General features: G+C 54.8%; 17 protein-coding genes and 1 rRNA gene. 9 read left to right on the top strand and 9 right to left on the bottom strand.

Annotated features, from left to right (window positions below):
- Both IEX01_RS14025 and gmhB read right to left on the bottom strand, forming a co-directional pair.
- Positions 1-110: ribosomal RNA gene (locus tag IEX01_RS14025) — 16S ribosomal RNA — on the bottom strand; the annotation flags it as partial.
- Between the two features lie 347 nt (positions 111-457).
- Entirely contained in the window at positions 458-1,018 is a 561-nt protein-coding gene (gene gmhB / locus IEX01_RS14020) for a D-glycero-beta-D-manno-heptose 1,7-bisphosphate 7-phosphatase (RefSeq protein ID WP_048887679.1), read from the bottom strand.
- Positions 1,019-1,206: 188 nt separating this feature from the next.
- Between gmhB and metN the strand changes: the two genes are divergently transcribed.
- From metN to IEX01_RS13985, 7 genes are all read left to right on the top strand, one after another.
- Complete coding sequence (gene metN, locus IEX01_RS14015; protein ID WP_188724055.1) at positions 1,207-2,238, top strand: methionine ABC transporter ATP-binding protein MetN; 1,032 nt, start codon at positions 1,207-1,209, stop codon at positions 2,236-2,238.
- Positions 2,231-2,884, top strand: coding sequence for a methionine ABC transporter permease MetI (locus tag IEX01_RS14010; protein ID WP_024559210.1), 654 nt, complete (start codon positions 2,231-2,233; stop codon positions 2,882-2,884). The genes metN and IEX01_RS14010 overlap by 8 nt, the downstream gene beginning before the upstream one ends.
- A gap of 44 nt (positions 2,885-2,928) precedes the next feature.
- Positions 2,929-3,744: a methionine ABC transporter substrate-binding lipoprotein MetQ gene (metQ, locus tag IEX01_RS14005; protein ID WP_024559211.1), complete on the top strand. Its 816-nt coding sequence runs from the start codon at positions 2,929-2,931 to the stop codon at positions 3,742-3,744.
- A 111-nt stretch (positions 3,745-3,855) separates the two neighbouring features.
- Complete coding sequence (gene rcsF, locus IEX01_RS14000; RefSeq protein ID WP_024559212.1) at positions 3,856-4,260, top strand: envelope stress sensor lipoprotein RcsF; 405 nt, start codon at positions 3,856-3,858, stop codon at positions 4,258-4,260.
- Entirely contained in the window at positions 4,257-4,964 is a 708-nt protein-coding gene (tsaA, locus tag IEX01_RS13995; RefSeq protein WP_188724054.1) for a tRNA (N6-threonylcarbamoyladenosine(37)-N6)-methyltransferase TrmO, read from the top strand. The genes rcsF and tsaA overlap by 4 nt, the downstream gene beginning before the upstream one ends.
- Before the next feature lie 107 nt (positions 4,965-5,071).
- Positions 5,072-6,790 carry a proline--tRNA ligase gene (gene proS / locus IEX01_RS13990; protein WP_024559214.1) on the top strand — a complete coding sequence of 573 codons (1,719 nt, stop codon included), beginning with the start codon at positions 5,072-5,074 and terminating at the stop codon, positions 6,788-6,790.
- Positions 6,791-6,858: 68 nt separating this feature from the next.
- Positions 6,859-7,656 carry a YaeF family permuted papain-like enzyme gene (locus tag IEX01_RS13985; protein ID WP_188724053.1) on the top strand — a complete coding sequence of 266 codons (798 nt, stop codon included), beginning with the start codon at positions 6,859-6,861 and terminating at the stop codon, positions 7,654-7,656.
- Between the two features lie 4 nt (positions 7,657-7,660).
- On the opposite strand, the gene nlpE is transcribed toward IEX01_RS13985, so the two are convergent.
- The 3 genes from nlpE to IEX01_RS13970 form a co-directional block, all read right to left on the bottom strand.
- The gene (gene nlpE / locus IEX01_RS13980; RefSeq protein ID WP_229701855.1) at positions 7,661-8,317 is read right to left on the bottom strand and encodes an envelope stress response activation lipoprotein NlpE; all 657 of its coding nucleotides are present in this window, start codon (positions 8,315-8,317) and stop codon (positions 7,661-7,663) included.
- 75 nt (positions 8,318-8,392) lie between these two features.
- Positions 8,393-8,809, bottom strand: a complete 417-nt coding sequence (arfB, locus tag IEX01_RS13975; protein ID WP_024559217.1) for an alternative ribosome rescue aminoacyl-tRNA hydrolase ArfB — start codon at positions 8,807-8,809, stop codon at positions 8,393-8,395.
- Entirely contained in the window at positions 8,806-9,351 is a 546-nt protein-coding gene (locus IEX01_RS13970) for a YaeQ family protein (protein ID WP_188724051.1), read from the bottom strand. The genes arfB and IEX01_RS13970 overlap by 4 nt, the downstream gene beginning before the upstream one ends.
- A gap of 201 nt (positions 9,352-9,552) precedes the next feature.
- Here IEX01_RS13970 and IEX01_RS13965 point away from each other — a divergent pair, with 201 nt between their 5' ends.
- Both IEX01_RS13965 and rof read left to right on the top strand, forming a co-directional pair.
- A complete protein-coding gene (locus IEX01_RS13965; RefSeq protein ID WP_024559219.1) occupies positions 9,553-9,753 on the top strand; it encodes a YaeP family protein in 201 nt (66 codons plus the stop codon).
- Positions 9,740-10,000 (top strand): Rho-binding antiterminator, encoded by a 261-nt coding sequence (rof, locus tag IEX01_RS13960; RefSeq protein WP_024559220.1) that lies wholly within the window; start codon positions 9,740-9,742, stop codon positions 9,998-10,000. Before IEX01_RS13965 ends, rof begins: the two co-directional genes overlap by 14 nt.
- A 41-nt stretch (positions 10,001-10,041) precedes the next feature.
- Here the strand turns inward: rof and IEX01_RS13955 are convergent, their stop codons facing one another.
- From IEX01_RS13955 to IEX01_RS13940, 4 genes are all read right to left on the bottom strand, one after another.
- Positions 10,042-10,353 carry a c-type cytochrome gene (locus IEX01_RS13955; RefSeq protein WP_024559221.1) on the bottom strand — a complete coding sequence of 104 codons (312 nt, stop codon included), beginning with the start codon at positions 10,351-10,353 and terminating at the stop codon, positions 10,042-10,044.
- Positions 10,350-11,654, bottom strand: a complete 1,305-nt coding sequence (tilS, locus tag IEX01_RS13950; protein WP_188724050.1) for a tRNA lysidine(34) synthetase TilS — start codon at positions 11,652-11,654, stop codon at positions 10,350-10,352. Before tilS ends, IEX01_RS13955 begins: the two co-directional genes overlap by 4 nt.
- Before the next feature lie 63 nt (positions 11,655-11,717).
- The gene (locus IEX01_RS13945) at positions 11,718-12,107 is read right to left on the bottom strand and encodes a VOC family protein (protein WP_024559223.1); all 390 of its coding nucleotides are present in this window, start codon (positions 12,105-12,107) and stop codon (positions 11,718-11,720) included.
- 57 nt (positions 12,108-12,164) lie between these two features.
- Entirely contained in the window at positions 12,165-14,303 is a 2,139-nt protein-coding gene (locus tag IEX01_RS13940; RefSeq protein ID WP_024561076.1) for a lysine decarboxylase LdcC, read from the bottom strand.
- Between the last annotated feature and the right edge of the window lie 30 nt (positions 14,304-14,333).

The raw sequence follows: 14,333 nt of genomic DNA, 5'->3' as shown, positions 1-14,333 counted from the left end.
GTCCGCCGCTCGTCAGCGAATCAGCAAGCTGATCCCTGTTACCGCTCGACTTGCATGTGTTAGGCCTGCCGCCAGCGTTCAATCTGAGCCATGATCAAACTCTTCAATTAAAGTTTGATGCTCAATGTTTCTTTATTTCTAAAGAAAAGAACTTCGTAATGAATTACGTGTTCACTCGTTGAGACTTGGTATTCATTTTTCGTCTTGCGACGTTAAGAATCCAGTCCATCTGACGCGGCGTTCAGCCTGCTGTCGCGAGGTGGCGTATATTACGCTTTCCTCTTTCAGAGTCAACCCTTAATTTCAGGATTTTTCTCTTCCGACTCACCGTCGCTGTGTGATGTTGTTCACCAGCGCCGTGTCGATGGAGGCGCATTATAGGGAGCCGTCTGAGGATGGCAAGCGGAAATCTTAACTTTTTTACTGACCGCTTACCATTTAGCCATAACGCCGGTTTTTAACGCGATTTGATAGCCGCTGGCAGTTCTGCGAGGCTATTAATCACCCAGTCCGCCGCATTTTCCGCATCCGACGTGACTGGCTTGCCGCTGCGAACCAGAACCTTCGTTCCCACATCGGCCGCTTGCGCCGCCAGCATATCTTCCAGCTTGTCCCCTACCATATAAGAAGCAGCCATATCTATATGAAGGAAGTCGCGAGCGGAGATAAGCATACCTGGTTGTGGTTTACGACAGTCGCAGGCCTGACGAAACTCTTCCACTGCGCCTTCGGGATGATGCGGGCAATAATAGATGCCATCGAGATCGACGCCCCGGTCCGCCAGCGACCAGTCCATCCACTCAGTAAGCTGTTCGAATTGCGCTTCGGTGAAGATACCGCGCGCGATCCCCGACTGGTTCGTTACCAGCACCAGCGCAAAGCCCATCTCTTTAAGCTCGCGCATCGCATCAATTACGCCATCGATAAATTCAAAACGATCGATTTCATGCACGTAGCCGTGATCGACATTCAACGTGCCGTCGCGGTCAAGAAAAATAGCGGGTACAGATTTAGCCACCTGAAAAACTCCTGACATATATATTGCGCGTAGTATCGCATGTTTCCAGCAGGGAGAAAGCGCTCATCGCTCTATGCCCGATTGATTTAGACGTCTGGATGCCTTAACATCCATCCCGTCTACGGTCATCGCCCGTATCTGGCAGAACAAAATGCCACGGCTAACTCGTATAAGATAATAAATACCTAATGATCAAACTTTCGAATATCACCAAAGTGTTCCAGCAGGGAAACCGAACCATCCAGGCGCTGAATAATGTCAGCCTGCATGTGCCTGCCGGACAAATTTATGGCGTGATTGGCGCATCGGGCGCCGGTAAAAGCACGCTTATTCGCTGCGTTAACCTCCTTGAGCGGCCAACCCAGGGCTCCGTTCTGGTAGATGGACAGGATTTAACGGCGCTTTCTGAATCCGAACTCACCAAAGCGCGCCGCCAGATTGGCATGATCTTCCAGCACTTCAACCTGCTCTCTTCCCGCACCGTATTTGGCAACGTGGCGCTGCCGCTTGAGCTGAATAACACGCCGAAAGAAGAAGTTAAACGCCGCGTAAGCGAGCTGCTGGACCTGGTAGGATTGGGTGAAAAACATGACGCCTGGCCTGCAAACCTCTCCGGCGGGCAAAAGCAGCGTGTGGCGATTGCCCGTGCTCTGGCCAGCAACCCGAAAGTTTTACTGTGCGACGAAGCAACCAGCGCGCTCGATCCGGCCACGACGCGTTCCATCCTTGAATTGCTGAAAGACATTAACCGTCGCCTGGGTCTCACCATTCTCCTTATTACGCATGAGATGGACGTGGTGAAGCGCATCTGCGACTGCGTGGCGGTTATCAGCAACGGCGAACTGATTGAGCAGGACAGCGTAAGCGAAGTGTTTTCTCATCCGAAAACCCCGTTGGCGCAGCAGTTTATTCAGTCTACCCTGCATCTGGATATTCCGGACGATTACGCGCAGCGCCTGAACGCGCAGGCAAGCGGCAATACCGTTCCGCTGCTGCGCCTTGAATTTACCGGCCAGTCTGTCGATGCTCCGCTGCTTTCCGAAACCGCGCGCCGCTTTAATGTAAACAACAACATTATTAGCGCCCAGATGGATTACGCAGGCGGCGTGAAGTTCGGCATCATGCTGGCGGAAATGCACGGCACGGCGCAGGAAACGGAAGCGGCAATCGCTTATCTGCAAGAACATCATGTAAAAGTAGAGGTGCTGGGTTATGTCTGAAGCAATGATGTGGTTAATGCTGAAAGGCGTGTGGGAAACCCTGGCGATGACCTTTGTTTCCGGCTTCTTCGGTTTTGTGATCGGCCTGCCGGTTGGGGTGCTGCTGTATGTGACCCGCCCGGGCCAGATTATTGAAAACGGGAAGCTCTATCGCATTATCTCCGCGCTGGTGAATATCTTCCGCTCCATTCCTTTCATTATCTTGCTGGTATGGATGATTCCGTTCACCCGCGCCATTGTCGGCACCTCTATTGGTTTGCAGGCCGCTATCGTGCCGCTGACCGTAGGCGCGGCGCCGTTTATCGCCCGTATGGTGGAAAACGCGCTGCTGGAAATCCCTTCAGGCCTGATTGAAGCCTCCCGCGCAATGGGCGCCACGCCGATGCAGATAATCCGTAAGGTACTGCTGCCGGAAGCGCTTCCCGGACTGGTGAACGCAGCAACCATTACGCTGATTACGCTGGTCGGCTATTCCGCTATGGGCGGCGCGGTGGGCGCAGGCGGTCTGGGGCAGATTGGCTACCAGTATGGCTACATCGGTTATAACGCCACCGTGATGAACACAGTATTAGTATTGCTCGTGGTATTGGTGTATTTAATTCAATTCTCTGGCGATCGCATCGTCCGGGCTGTCACTCACAAGTAATGTCATACACAACATTAGATAAACTTTTCGAGTAAGGAATGGCTATGTCTTTCAAATTGAAAACCTTTGCAGCGGTCGGCGCCCTTATCGGCTCTCTGGCATTAGTGGGTTGCGGTCAGGAAGAAAAAGATCCGAATCATATTAAAGTCGGCGTGATTGTTGGCGCGGAACAGCAGGTTGCCGAAGTGGCGCAGAAAGTCGCTAAAGACAAATACGGTCTGGACGTTGAGCTGGTCACGTTTAACGACTACGTGCTGCCGAACGAAGCGCTGAGCAAAGGCGATATCGACGCTAACGCCTTCCAGCACAAGCCGTACCTGGATCAGCAGATTAAAGATCGCGGTTACAAGCTGGTTTCGGTTGGCAATACCTTCGTTTATCCAATCGCTGGCTATTCCAAAAAAATCAAATCGCTGGATGAACTGCAGCCGGGCTCGCAAATCGCGGTGCCTAACGATCCGACTAACCTTGGCCGCTCTCTGCTGCTGCTGCAGAAAGTGGGTCTTATCAAACTGAAAGACGGCGTAGGTCTGCTGCCGACCGTTCTGGACGTGACTGAAAACCCGAAAAACCTGAAGATTGTTGAACTGGAAGCACCGCAGCTGCCGCGCTCCCTGGACGATGCGCAGATCGCGCTGGCCGTGATTAACACCACCTACGCCAGCCAGATCAACCTGACCCCGGCGAAAGACGGTATCTTCGTTGAAGATAAAGATTCCCCGTATGTAAACATGATAGTGACCCGCGAAGACAACAAAGACGCGGAAAACGTGAAGAAGTTTGTTCAGGCTTATCAGTCTGACGAAGTTAACGAAGCGGCGAACAAAATCTTTAACGGCGGCGCTGTGAAAGGCTGGTAATGCTTCACACTTTGCCACATAAATAATGTAAGACGGGCCGCGGCCCGTCTTGTTATTTCTGCAAGCTCCTGATTCAATAAACTCTCATTGATGATTAATTGAGGAAATATTATGCGTGCTTTACCGATCTGTTTACTGGCCCTTATGCTCAGTGGCTGCTCTATGTTAAGCAGATCTCCCGTAGAACCCGTTAAAAGCACAGCAACCACCCCACCCGCTGAAGCGCCTCGCCAGAAAGTTTCTCATCCCGCTCCCGTAAGAATTTATAGCAATGCTGAAGATCTGGTGGGCAAGCCTTTCCGCGATCTCGGGGAAGTGAGCGGCGAATCCTGTCAGGCGACTAACCAGGACTCTCCGCCTAACATTCCGACCGCCCGCAAGCGCATGCAGATAAACGCCTCCAAAATGAAAGCAAACGCCGTACTGCTGCACAGCTGTGAGGTCACCAGCGGAACGCCGGGCTGCTACCGTCAGGCGATATGCGTGGGTTCTGCGCTGAACGTCTCGGCTAAATGAGTCAGTTCCATTTCGAACAGATAGGCGTTATCCGTTCACCCTATAAAGAAAAGTTCGCCGTCCCGCGCCAGCCAGGTCTTGTGAAAGCCGTTGGCGGCGAACTGCATCTCCTTGAGCCCTATAATCAGCCGGATGCGGTTCGTGGTCTGGAAGGGTTTAGCCATGTCTGGCTGCTGTTCGTTTTTCATCAGACAATGGAAGGCGGATGGCGGCCGACAGTGCGTCCGCCGCGCCTTGGCGGCAACGCCCGCATGGGGGTTTTCGCCACCCGCTCCACTTTTCGCCCTAACCCAATCGGTATGTCGCTGGTTGAGCTCAAGGAAATACGCTGCGAAAAAAATCAGGTTATTCTGCAGTTAGGTGGGCTTGATCTGGTAGACGGCACGCCTGTCGTGGATATTAAACCTTACCTGCCTTTCGCCGAAGCGTTGCCGCAAGCCCGGGCGGGTTATGCTCAGGAAGCGCCCGTCGCGGATATGCCGGTCTTTTTTACCGACGAGGTTCAGGCGAAGCTCGCGACGCTTGAGAAACATTACCCATCGCTTGGGCAATTTATTTGTGAAGTGCTGGCTCAGGATCCACGCCCGGCTTACCGTAAAGAGGAAGATCCGGGTAAAAGCTACGCCGTCTGGCTGCTCGATTTCAACGTGCGCTGGCGCGTGACCGAGCAAGGCTCTGAAGTGTTTGCCCTTGAGGCGCGCTAATTTGTTTTCCCTCTCTTTTGGCAATCCGGCCACGCTGGTAAACTAAACCACTTTTTTGCGCCAGGCCGTCCGGCCTGCTCCGATAGTTCAAATGGAACCGTAACAACATGCGTACTAGCCAATATCTGCTCTCCACTCTTAAGGAGACGCCTGCCGACGCCGAAGTGATCAGCCATCAGCTGATGCTGCGCGCCGGGATGATCCGCAAGCTGGCCTCCGGGTTATATACCTGGCTGCCGACCGGCCTGCGCGTCCTGAAAAAAGTCGAAAACATCGTGCGTGAAGAGATGAACAACGCCGGTGCCATTGAGGTGAGCATGCCGGTGGTGCAGCCAGCCGACCTGTGGCAGGAGAGCGGCCGCTGGGAACAGTACGGCCCGGAGTTGCTGCGTTTCGTCGATCGCGGCGACCGTCCGTTCGTGCTTGGCCCGACGCATGAAGAAGTCATTACCGATCTTATCCGTAACGAGCTGAGCTCCTACAAACAGCTGCCGCTCAACTTCTTCCAGATCCAGACTAAATTCCGCGACGAAGTGCGCCCGCGCTTTGGCGTAATGCGCTCGCGTGAATTCCTGATGAAGGACGCCTACTCTTTCCATACTTCTCAGGAATCCCTGCAGGAAACGTACGATGCCATGTACGCCGCCTACAGCAAAATCTTCAGCCGCATGGGGCTTGATTTCCGTGCGGTGCAGGCGGATACCGGCTCAATCGGCGGCAGCGCTTCCCATGAATTCCAGGTGCTGGCGCAGAGCGGCGAAGACGACGTTATCTTCTCCGACACTTCCGATTACGCTGCAAACATTGAGCTGGCCGAAGCCGTCGCGCCGAAAACCCCGCGCGCCGCCGCCACGCAGGAAATGCAGCTTATCGATACGCCGAATGCGAAAACCATCGCTGAGCTGGTTGAGCAGTTCAATCTGCCGGTAGAGAAGACCGTTAAGACGCTGCTGGTAAAAGCGGTAGAAGGGAGCGCTTATCCGCTGGTCGCGCTGCTGGTGCGCGGCGATCATGAACTCAACGAAGTGAAAGCCGAGAAGCTGCCGCAGGTGGCGAGCCCGCTGACTTTTGCAACCGAAGCGGAAATCCGCGCCGTTATTAATGCAGGCCCGGGTTCTCTCGGCCCGGTCAATATGCCAGTTCCGGTGGTTATCGACCGTTCTGTTGCGGTCATGAGCGATTTCGCGGCTGGCGCCAACATTGAAGGCAAACACTACTTCGGTATTAACTGGGATCGCGATGTGGCGACACCGGAAGTGGCCGATATCCGTAACGTTGTCGCAGGCGACCCAAGCCCGGACGGACAAGGCACGCTGCTTATCAAGCGCGGCATCGAAGTGGGCCACATTTTCCAGCTGGGCACCAAATACTCCGACGCGCTGAAGGCTTCCGTACAGGGCGAAGATGGCCGCAATCAGGTGCTGACTATGGGTTGCTACGGTATCGGCGTAACGCGTGTCGTGGCCGCGGCGATTGAACAGAACCATGACGATCGCGGTATCGTCTGGCCGGAGGCGATTGCGCCGTTCCAGGTCGCCATTCTGCCGATGAATATGCACAAATCTTTCCGCGTTCAGGAACTGGCGGAGAAACTCTACAATGAACTGCGCGCGCAGGGCATTGAGGTGCTGATGGACGATCGTAAAGAGCGCCCGGGCGTGATGTTTGCCGACATGGAGCTTATCGGCATTCCGCACACTGTTGTTATTGGCGATCGTAACCTCGACAACGACGATATCGAATACAAATACCGTCGCGATGGCGAGAAAAAGCTGATTAAAACAGGTGAAATTCTGGATTACCTGGTCAGCAACATCCGCAAGTAGTGCCGCTTTGTTATACTAACGCCCCGCTCTGTCGGGGCGTTTTTTTATCAACGACAAAGGATGGTCATATGCATTTCAGGCGCGGCGTATTGGGCGTTCTGGTTCTGTTAATCGTTGCGTTAACAGGTTGCGCTGTTGATATCGGCCAGGATCCTCTCGCTCCTTCCTCTACCAGAACAATTAGCGTACGGCAGTTCAGCTCCGCGCCCGGGCAGACGTTACGGGTTATCGACGAAACGCAACTGCGAACAGGCGATCTGCTTTTCTCATCTTCGATTGGGTTGACCTCGTTAGGGATTCGCTTTTTCAGCGCATCCGCAGTTAGTCATGTAGCGTTGTATACAGGAGAAGGCCATGTTGCTGAAGCCGTCGGCGCGGGCGTGCATATCATCACGTTAAAGGAGGCGATGGCGCATAGTGATAAACTCTTTGCGTTAAGAATGCCGGGGCTTACAGAGAAAGAAGCAAAACTTATCTCGCAATTTGCGACCGATAAAAGCGGTAGCCGCTATAACTTTTCCGGTATCGCTGGAATGGCGCCTTTTATGCTGACCAGCAAGCTTTGTTCACTCACACCTTTTTCATCCGACTTTCGCCATCAATGCCTGGCAACCCTGGCGAATGTGCAGCTCGCGCCGCCAGAGCGCCCTGCCAACAATCGCTACTTTTGTTCCGAATTTGTCACTGCCGCTTATGCTTATGCCGGTCATCCCTTGACCTCAGCCGCTTCCGGGTGGGTCAGTCCGGCGGATCTGCTCCATATGCGAGAAGGCGATGTAACGTCGCTAAAACCGCTACATCGCCTGCGCTATGTTGGTCATTTAAAAAAAGGAATTTATCTGTCCGCCCGCAGCTATTTTCAGTAAAGGCCTAATCCCGGCAATCTTTATCGCGTTCGAAACGGCTATGACTGTCCACCACCAGCGTCTTTTGCATCGTTCCGCTGTCGGGGTTGGGCTCAAGCGTAAAATGCGCCTGCGTTCTCAGCAATACGGCTTTCTGTTCGCCGTCCCGCGCCACGGCATAATCGCGCTCAAGCCGGGCGTTGCTGGACACGGCAAAGCGGCGTCCCGTCGCGCAGTCGGTAAAGGTTGCCGCATCCGCCATATAAAAATACATGCCCTTCATGGCGATGGGCGTCGTCGGCAGCGAGGCGTTTACTGGCGAAAGCGTGTAATTAAGCGTAGAGGAGATGCGTTTGCCTTCGCGGTCGAGCATTTCCAGCTGCTCGCCTTTCGCATGGAAGTAGCGCTTTTCACCGTCGCTGTCGGTCAGCACCAGCTTATCTGCGGTACGCGCCCAGGTCCCCCAGGAGGCGATAACCGTTGGCTCCCGCGCGCCCAGATAGCGCTCGTTCATAACCCACGTGCCGTCTTTTTCCAGAAAAAGCGACGTTTCGATGCCTTCGCAATCCGCACAGGGCAGAACGCCGCGCCAGCTTTGCTGCATGGGTTTAAGCTCTGCCGAAGAAGCAGGCTGAAGCGTCTGCACTTCAGCACGGTTATTACAGCCAAAAAGCGCCAGCATACTCAGCAGCGCCACGGCGGCGGGCACAATGCTCTTTTTCACCTGATTTCCTTATAGTCTGATGGTGAGTGGCTTCTACAGACCGCGAACTTTTCCACGCAGTGCCTTGGTCGCAGACCGCTGTGTTTTCGCCTCGCGGCGACGCACCTTTGACGCGCGCGTGGGTTTGGTAGCTTTTCGACTCTTTTGCGTAACGGTAAGTTCCCGAATTAACGCAATAAGCCGAGCGACCGCCTCTTCCCGATTCATCTCCTGGCTGCGGTGCGTTTGCGCTTTAATAATCACCACCCCTTCTTGCGTAATAAGATGGTGGCTCGCCGCCAGCAGTCGACGCTTATACTCTTCCGGTAAACTGGACGCGTTGATATCGAAGCGCAGATGAATCGCCGTTGAGGTTTTATTCACATGCTGCCCGCCCGCGCCCTGCGCCCGGATAGCGGTAATGGTTACCTCTTCATCAGGAATCGCGACGCTGCGGGAAATTTCAATCATGAAGCCTGCTGCCAGGGCGTTAGCTGGAGCTCCAGATTATGATGCTCGTCGGAAAGCCAGATAATCCCTTCCTGCAGCGTTGCCTGTAACGACATAGTCCGGTCCGCGAGTTTGCTCACCTTCGCCAGCTGTTCGTCATTGATGTACCAGATAGCGAGGTTTTTATACTGGCGCAGCTTGTCCTGGTTCTGTTGCCACCAGACCTGCGCCGCGCGGTCGTTATAAGTAAATAACACGACCTCGCTGGATTGATTGACCGCCTTACGCAGCTTGCGCTCATCGGGCAGTCCTAATTCCACCCAAAGCTCAATGCCCATGTGATCGTTACGCAGCCAGATTTCCGGCTCATCATCCGCGCACAATCCGCGGGTGAATTGGAGCCGCTCGTCGGCATGGATTATCCATGCCAGCAGACGCAGCATCATACGCTCCTGCGTTTCGGATGGATGACGCGCCAGCGTCAGGCTGGTTTCCAGAAATTGCTGACGGTCCAGATCCGCTACGTTAACCGCCGCTTTGTAAATCGTTGCTTTTAATGCCATCACGTCCCCCAGGTTATGCTGGACGCTATTGTAACGGAATAACGGCGGCCTGCCGTAGAATTCCCTGCCTGGGCCTCGTTATCCGTTAATATCGTTCAGATGACTATGGTATAGTCACCTTGCTAAACAGAGTTTATCTTCGTAGGCTTAGACTTGCATCCCACAACGAAGTCGGTAGTCAGGACTCTGACAGGAGGGCATGTGGATAGTTATTGTGCGTTAATACGCAAGCGCTATGCGGAAATCGCCAGCGGCGATCTGGGTTATATCCCCGATGCGCTGGGCTGCGTGTTAAAGGTTCTGAATGAAGTCGCCTCTAACGATGCGCTTTCAGAGTCGGTCAGGGAAAAGGCGGCTTATGCTGCCGCGAACTTACTGGTGAGCGATTATGTCAATGAATGATGCCTATCAACCCATCAACTGTGACGATTATGACAATCTCGAACTCGCCTGCCAGCATCACTTACTACTGACGCTGGAACTGAAGAGCGGAGAAATTTTTAAGGCGCAGGCCAACGACCTGGTTTCTCGTAAAAACGTCGAATATCTGATTGTCGATGAAGCCGGTGCCCCGCGCGAAGTTCGTCTCGATAAAATCGCCAGTTTCAGCCACCCAGAAATCGGCACCGTCGTGGTCAGCGAGTCCTGATCTCCTCAAAACAGCAAGGGCAGCCAGCGGGCTGCCCTTTTTTATGGTTTTTGACTGGCGTAATACGCTGCAAGATTGTCGATATCGCTGTCAGACAGGCCGCTGACGTAAGCCTTCATGATTTCCGCCTGTCCGCCGCTGCGCTCGCCTTTTTTATAAGCCTGCAGCGCATGAGCAAGGTACTCTGCATTCTGCCCGGCCAGGTTGGGGTAAAGCGGCACCGACACTTTTCCGGTCGCGCCGTGGCAGGCAACGCACATAACCGCTTTTTCTTCCCCTGCTTTCGCATCGCCCTTTGCCTGCGCCGACAGACTGCACAGCATTAACCCCGTCAGCATTGCCCATTTTTTCATTCGTCTTGCTCCTTTCGCCAGTCTATATGCCAGCCTGTTTGCGCCTGCGCCGCGCCCTCACGGGTGACAAAAATGCCAGGGGCGCAGATAAGTTGCTCACCATAAAAAATCAAAGGCGTAGTGTCGCGCCGCCAGGGGGGAACGCGCAACTCTTGCCAGAGTTTTTTCAGGCTACGTCCCCGTTCGCGACCGACAATATACAGAGTCCCACTGGCGCGAAAGCGCACCGTTACGCGTTCATCGGCCCCTGGTACGCGCACGCGCGTACCCGTGTCGCCCGTTGTCAGTTGGCCCAGCCCGTCCGGCAGCACAAGCGGTTGCCAGGGCTTTTCCCAACCAATGACGCGATCGCCCTGCCCTGGACGCATTGGCACCCACCAGAGCGCCTCCTGATAACGACGCACTTCATAGCGGCCAAACTGCAAACGCGGACAGGCATCTTCACGGCTTTGCGCCACCTCGTCCCACAGTCGTTGCAGCGCGGCGCGGGAAGGCATTTGAGCGCTGTGCGCGGCAAACCAGCGCCGCAGCAGGGCCCCGCGCCGGCTGTCGCTCACCGCGGCAAGCGGAGCAAGACGAAGCTCGCCCTGCTCTCCCGTTAAGGCGGCGAGCTCTTCGCCCAGCAGCTCATCCAGCAGTTGCTCCTGTTCGCCGCAAAGCTGCGCGCTGCGCGCTGCCGCTTCGGCAAAATGGGGCCAACGCGACGCCAGCAGCGGTAATACGCGCAACCGCAAAAAGTTACGGTCGTAGCTGTCGTCCTGATTACTCTCATCGTCAATCCACACCAGATGATGCGCCTGCGCATACCGCTCCAGCTGAGCGCGCGAGGTGTTAAGCAAAGGACGCAGAATAAACGTCCCGGCGAAAGCGAGTCTTTCCGGCATCGCCGCCAGCCCCGCCGGGCCGCTGCCGCGCTTGAGCGCCAGCAACAGCGTCTCGCACTGATCGTCCTGATGCTGCGCCGTTACCAGCGCCTCACCAGGCTGCAAAGCGTCAGCAAAAGCGGCGTAACGCGCCTTGCGCGCCTGCGCCTCCAGCCCGAGTCCTTCCTGCTCGAGCTGCACGCGACGAACCATAAGCGGTACGTTCAGGCCTTCGCAAACCCGCCTGCAATGCGCAACCCAGCTATCAGCATGCGGACTGATGCCGTGATGGATGTGAATGGCGCGCAGTGTCAGCGGCGACCCGGTTTCGCGCAAACGCACAAGCTCATGCAGCAGCACGGTGGAATCCAGGCCACCGCTGAACGCCACCAGCAAATGGCGAAAAGGATGCAAAGAAGTGAGTGAAAGAGTGGTCATAACGCAGCGAAAAATGAGGAGTATGCCCGGCACGTTACCGGGCATTGCAGGTTCGGGCAAGTCTTACTGCTGATAAAGCTCCAGCGGCAGACCGTCCGGGTCGTTGAAGAACGTAAAACGCTTGCCCGTCAGCTCATCAACGCGCACCGCTTCGCATTTCACGCCGCGGCTTTCCAGATGCGCGGCCGCCTGGTCGACATCCTCCACGCTAAATGCGAGATGGCGCAGGCCGCAGGCTTCGGGCCGGCTGGGGCGAGCGGGCGGGAACGGGAACGAGAAAAGCTCAATGACATACTGGCCGTTTAACGCCAGGTCGCCTTTCCAGGAATCCCGCGCTTCGCGGTACACTTCTGACAGCAGCGTAAAGCCGAGAATGTCGCAGTAAAAAGCCTTACTCTTTTCGTAATCCGTCGCGATGATGGCGATATGGTGAATCTGTTTTAAACCCAGCATGCTCTCTCCTTTTGCTTTTTCCGAACGTTAACCAGCCGTTAATAGCAAAACAAGGGGTTAGCTATTTTTTAGGACACGTACACGGTAAACGCCGTCGTCTCCCAGTTTCGCGCCGTGAATATCGGTCTCAAAACCAGGATAGTGTTTGCCGATGGAACAGAGCATGAGCAAGAAATCGAGCACGGCGCGGCTCTCCTGAGTGATCATCTCGCCTGGCATCACCAGCGGCACGCCGGGCGGGTACGGCAGGATCATATTAGCGGAAACCCGGTTGATGAGCTTTTCTATCTCCACCGTCTCCACGTTGCCTTTTACCTGCTGCTGGTACATTTCGTGAGGGGTGAGCTTCATTTCCGGCAATACGTCGAAAGCGCGCAGCATCAGGCTCGCCATATCATGCTGTTTAATAAGATCGTGAATGCCGCGCGCCAGCGTCTGGATACGCATGTTGCGATAAAAGTCCGGGTCCTCGGCGTAAAGGTCGGGCAGCATATTTTTCACCCGCAGGTTCAGGTCATAGGCGCGTTTAAACTCAGTCAGGCCGCGCAACAGGCTCATCGCCCGGGTTTTATCAATGCCGATGCTGAATAAAAAGAGCAGATTGTAAGGGCCGGTTTTCTCTACGACCACGCCGCGCTCGTCGAGAAATTTGGCCACCAGCGCAGCCGGGATCCCCTCTTCCGCCATGTTTCCCTGTTCGTCCATGCCCGGCGTAAGGATGGTGACTTTGACCGGGTCGAGATACATGTGGTCATCATCGGCATCGTTAAAACCGTGCCACGTCTCGCCCGGCGCGATGGGCCAGCAATCCGCTTCATTAATTTCTTCCGGCTGCCAGATATCGAAGAACCAGCTGTCTGATTCCTCCCGCAGCCGCTGCACCTCTTTACGGAAATGCAACGCACGCTCGACCGAACGGTTAATCAATCTTCTGCCCGGGTTGCCGCGCAGCATCGCCGCCGCGGTTTCGATGGATGCCACCAGCGGGTAGCTCGGCGACGTGGTGGTATGCATCATGTAGGCTTCGTTAAAGGTTTCTTCGTCGTAATCGCCTTTAATATGTATCAGCGAGGCCTGAGAAAACGCGGCCAACATTTTATGGGTGGACTGCGTTTCAAAGAAGACTTTGCCCGGAATACGCTCGCCGCTCATGCCGCTTTTGCCCTGATAAATAGGATGAAAGTGGGTATAGGGCACCCAGGCGGAATCGAAATGAATTGAGGGTACATCAAGCGTGCGCTTGATCCAGTTGGTGTTGTAAAGCAGCCCGTCGTAAGTGGAGTTAGTGATAACCGCATGCACCGGCCAGCTGGCATTTTTCGTCTGCCCGACTTTCTCTTCAATCGAAGCGCGGCTGAATTCATGTTTTGGAATACCGCCCAGAATGCCCAGCGCGTTGCGGGTCGGCTTCAGCCAGAGAGGCACGATGTCGCTCATCATCAACAGATGGGTTAACGACTTATGGCAGTTGCGATCAACCAGCATTGTGCTGCCGGCAGGCGCGGCATACATGCCGACAATTTTGTTCGACGTGGAGGTGCCGTTAGTCACCATATAGCTCTGCTCGGCGCCGAAGGTGCGGGCGATGTACTCCTCCGCCTCCAGATGCGGGCCGGTATGATCCAGCAGCGAGCCCAGTTCAGTGACGGAAATGGAGACATCCGCCTTCAGCGTATTGCCGCCGAAGAAATCATAAAACAGGCAACCTACCGGGCTTTTCTGATACGCCGTGCCCGCCATATGTCCGGGCGTACAGAAGGTGTATTTGCCTTCTTTTACATAGGTAAACAGCGCTTTGGTAAAAGGCGGCGTGATGTTGTCGAGATACTCATTGGTATATTGCCGGATGCGCGTGGCGATATCTTCCGCCGCGCCTAATGCGTATTCAAAAAACCACAGCGCCATGCGCATTTCGTTAACGCTGACATCGAGCGAGGAATGGGTGTTGATAAAGGCATAAAGCGGCAGGTATTCGTTGAGGCGATTGATTTCGCTACAGAGATCGAGACTGTATTCGTCCCAGTCAAAAATCACGCCGCAGATGCGCGGGTTATGCTCGATAAACTTCAGCAGATCGGTGCTGTTTTTCGGCCAGATAACCTGGAAACCCTGACGCTGAAGCGCATTCTGGAGCTCGTCAATCGGCTCGTCTTTATAAAATGCGCCGTGCGGCCCCATGATGGCGATGATGTTCACTGCTTACCTCCTGGCAAAAATGCATCTGGT

Source organism: Franconibacter daqui (genome assembly GCF_014644275.1).
GTDB classification, from domain to species: Bacteria; Pseudomonadota; Gammaproteobacteria; order Enterobacterales; family Enterobacteriaceae; genus Franconibacter; species Franconibacter pulveris.
The sequence above is the reverse complement of the archived record's forward strand: the minus strand, read 5'-3'. Positions and strand labels throughout refer to the sequence as shown.

What these genes read in the sequence shown, in the direction of transcription:
- proS (WP_024559214.1), top strand. Translation starts at nt 5,072, where the DNA reads ATGCGTACTAGCCAATATCTGCTCTCCACTCTTAAGGAGACGCCTGCC.
- IEX01_RS13985 (WP_188724053.1), top strand. Translation starts at nt 6,859, where the DNA reads ATGCATTTCAGGCGCGGCGTATTGGGCGTTCTGGTTCTGTTAATCGTT.
- arfB (WP_024559217.1), bottom strand. Translation starts at nt 8,809, where the DNA reads ATGATTGAAATTTCCCGCAGCGTCGCGATTCCTGATGAAGAGGTAACC.
- nlpE (WP_229701855.1), bottom strand. Translation starts at nt 8,317, where the DNA reads ATGCTGGCGCTTTTTGGCTGTAATAACCGTGCTGAAGTGCAGACGCTT.
- tsaA (WP_188724054.1), top strand. Translation starts at nt 4,257, where the DNA reads ATGAGTCAGTTCCATTTCGAACAGATAGGCGTTATCCGTTCACCCTAT.
- rof (WP_024559220.1), top strand. Translation starts at nt 9,740, where the DNA reads ATGTCAATGAATGATGCCTATCAACCCATCAACTGTGACGATTATGAC.
- IEX01_RS13970 (WP_188724051.1), bottom strand. Translation starts at nt 9,351, where the DNA reads ATGGCATTAAAAGCAACGATTTACAAAGCGGCGGTTAACGTAGCGGAT.
- tilS (WP_188724050.1), bottom strand. Translation starts at nt 11,654, where the DNA reads ATGACCACTCTTTCACTCACTTCTTTGCATCCTTTTCGCCATTTGCTG.
- IEX01_RS13955 (WP_024559221.1), bottom strand. Translation starts at nt 10,353, where the DNA reads ATGAAAAAATGGGCAATGCTGACGGGGTTAATGCTGTGCAGTCTGTCG.
- metN (WP_188724055.1), top strand. Translation starts at nt 1,207, where the DNA reads ATGATCAAACTTTCGAATATCACCAAAGTGTTCCAGCAGGGAAACCGA.
- metQ (WP_024559211.1), top strand. Translation starts at nt 2,929, where the DNA reads ATGTCTTTCAAATTGAAAACCTTTGCAGCGGTCGGCGCCCTTATCGGC.
- IEX01_RS13945 (WP_024559223.1), bottom strand. Translation starts at nt 12,107, where the DNA reads ATGCTGGGTTTAAAACAGATTCACCATATCGCCATCATCGCGACGGAT.
- rcsF (WP_024559212.1), top strand. Translation starts at nt 3,856, where the DNA reads ATGCGTGCTTTACCGATCTGTTTACTGGCCCTTATGCTCAGTGGCTGC.
- IEX01_RS14010 (WP_024559210.1), top strand. Translation starts at nt 2,231, where the DNA reads ATGTCTGAAGCAATGATGTGGTTAATGCTGAAAGGCGTGTGGGAAACC.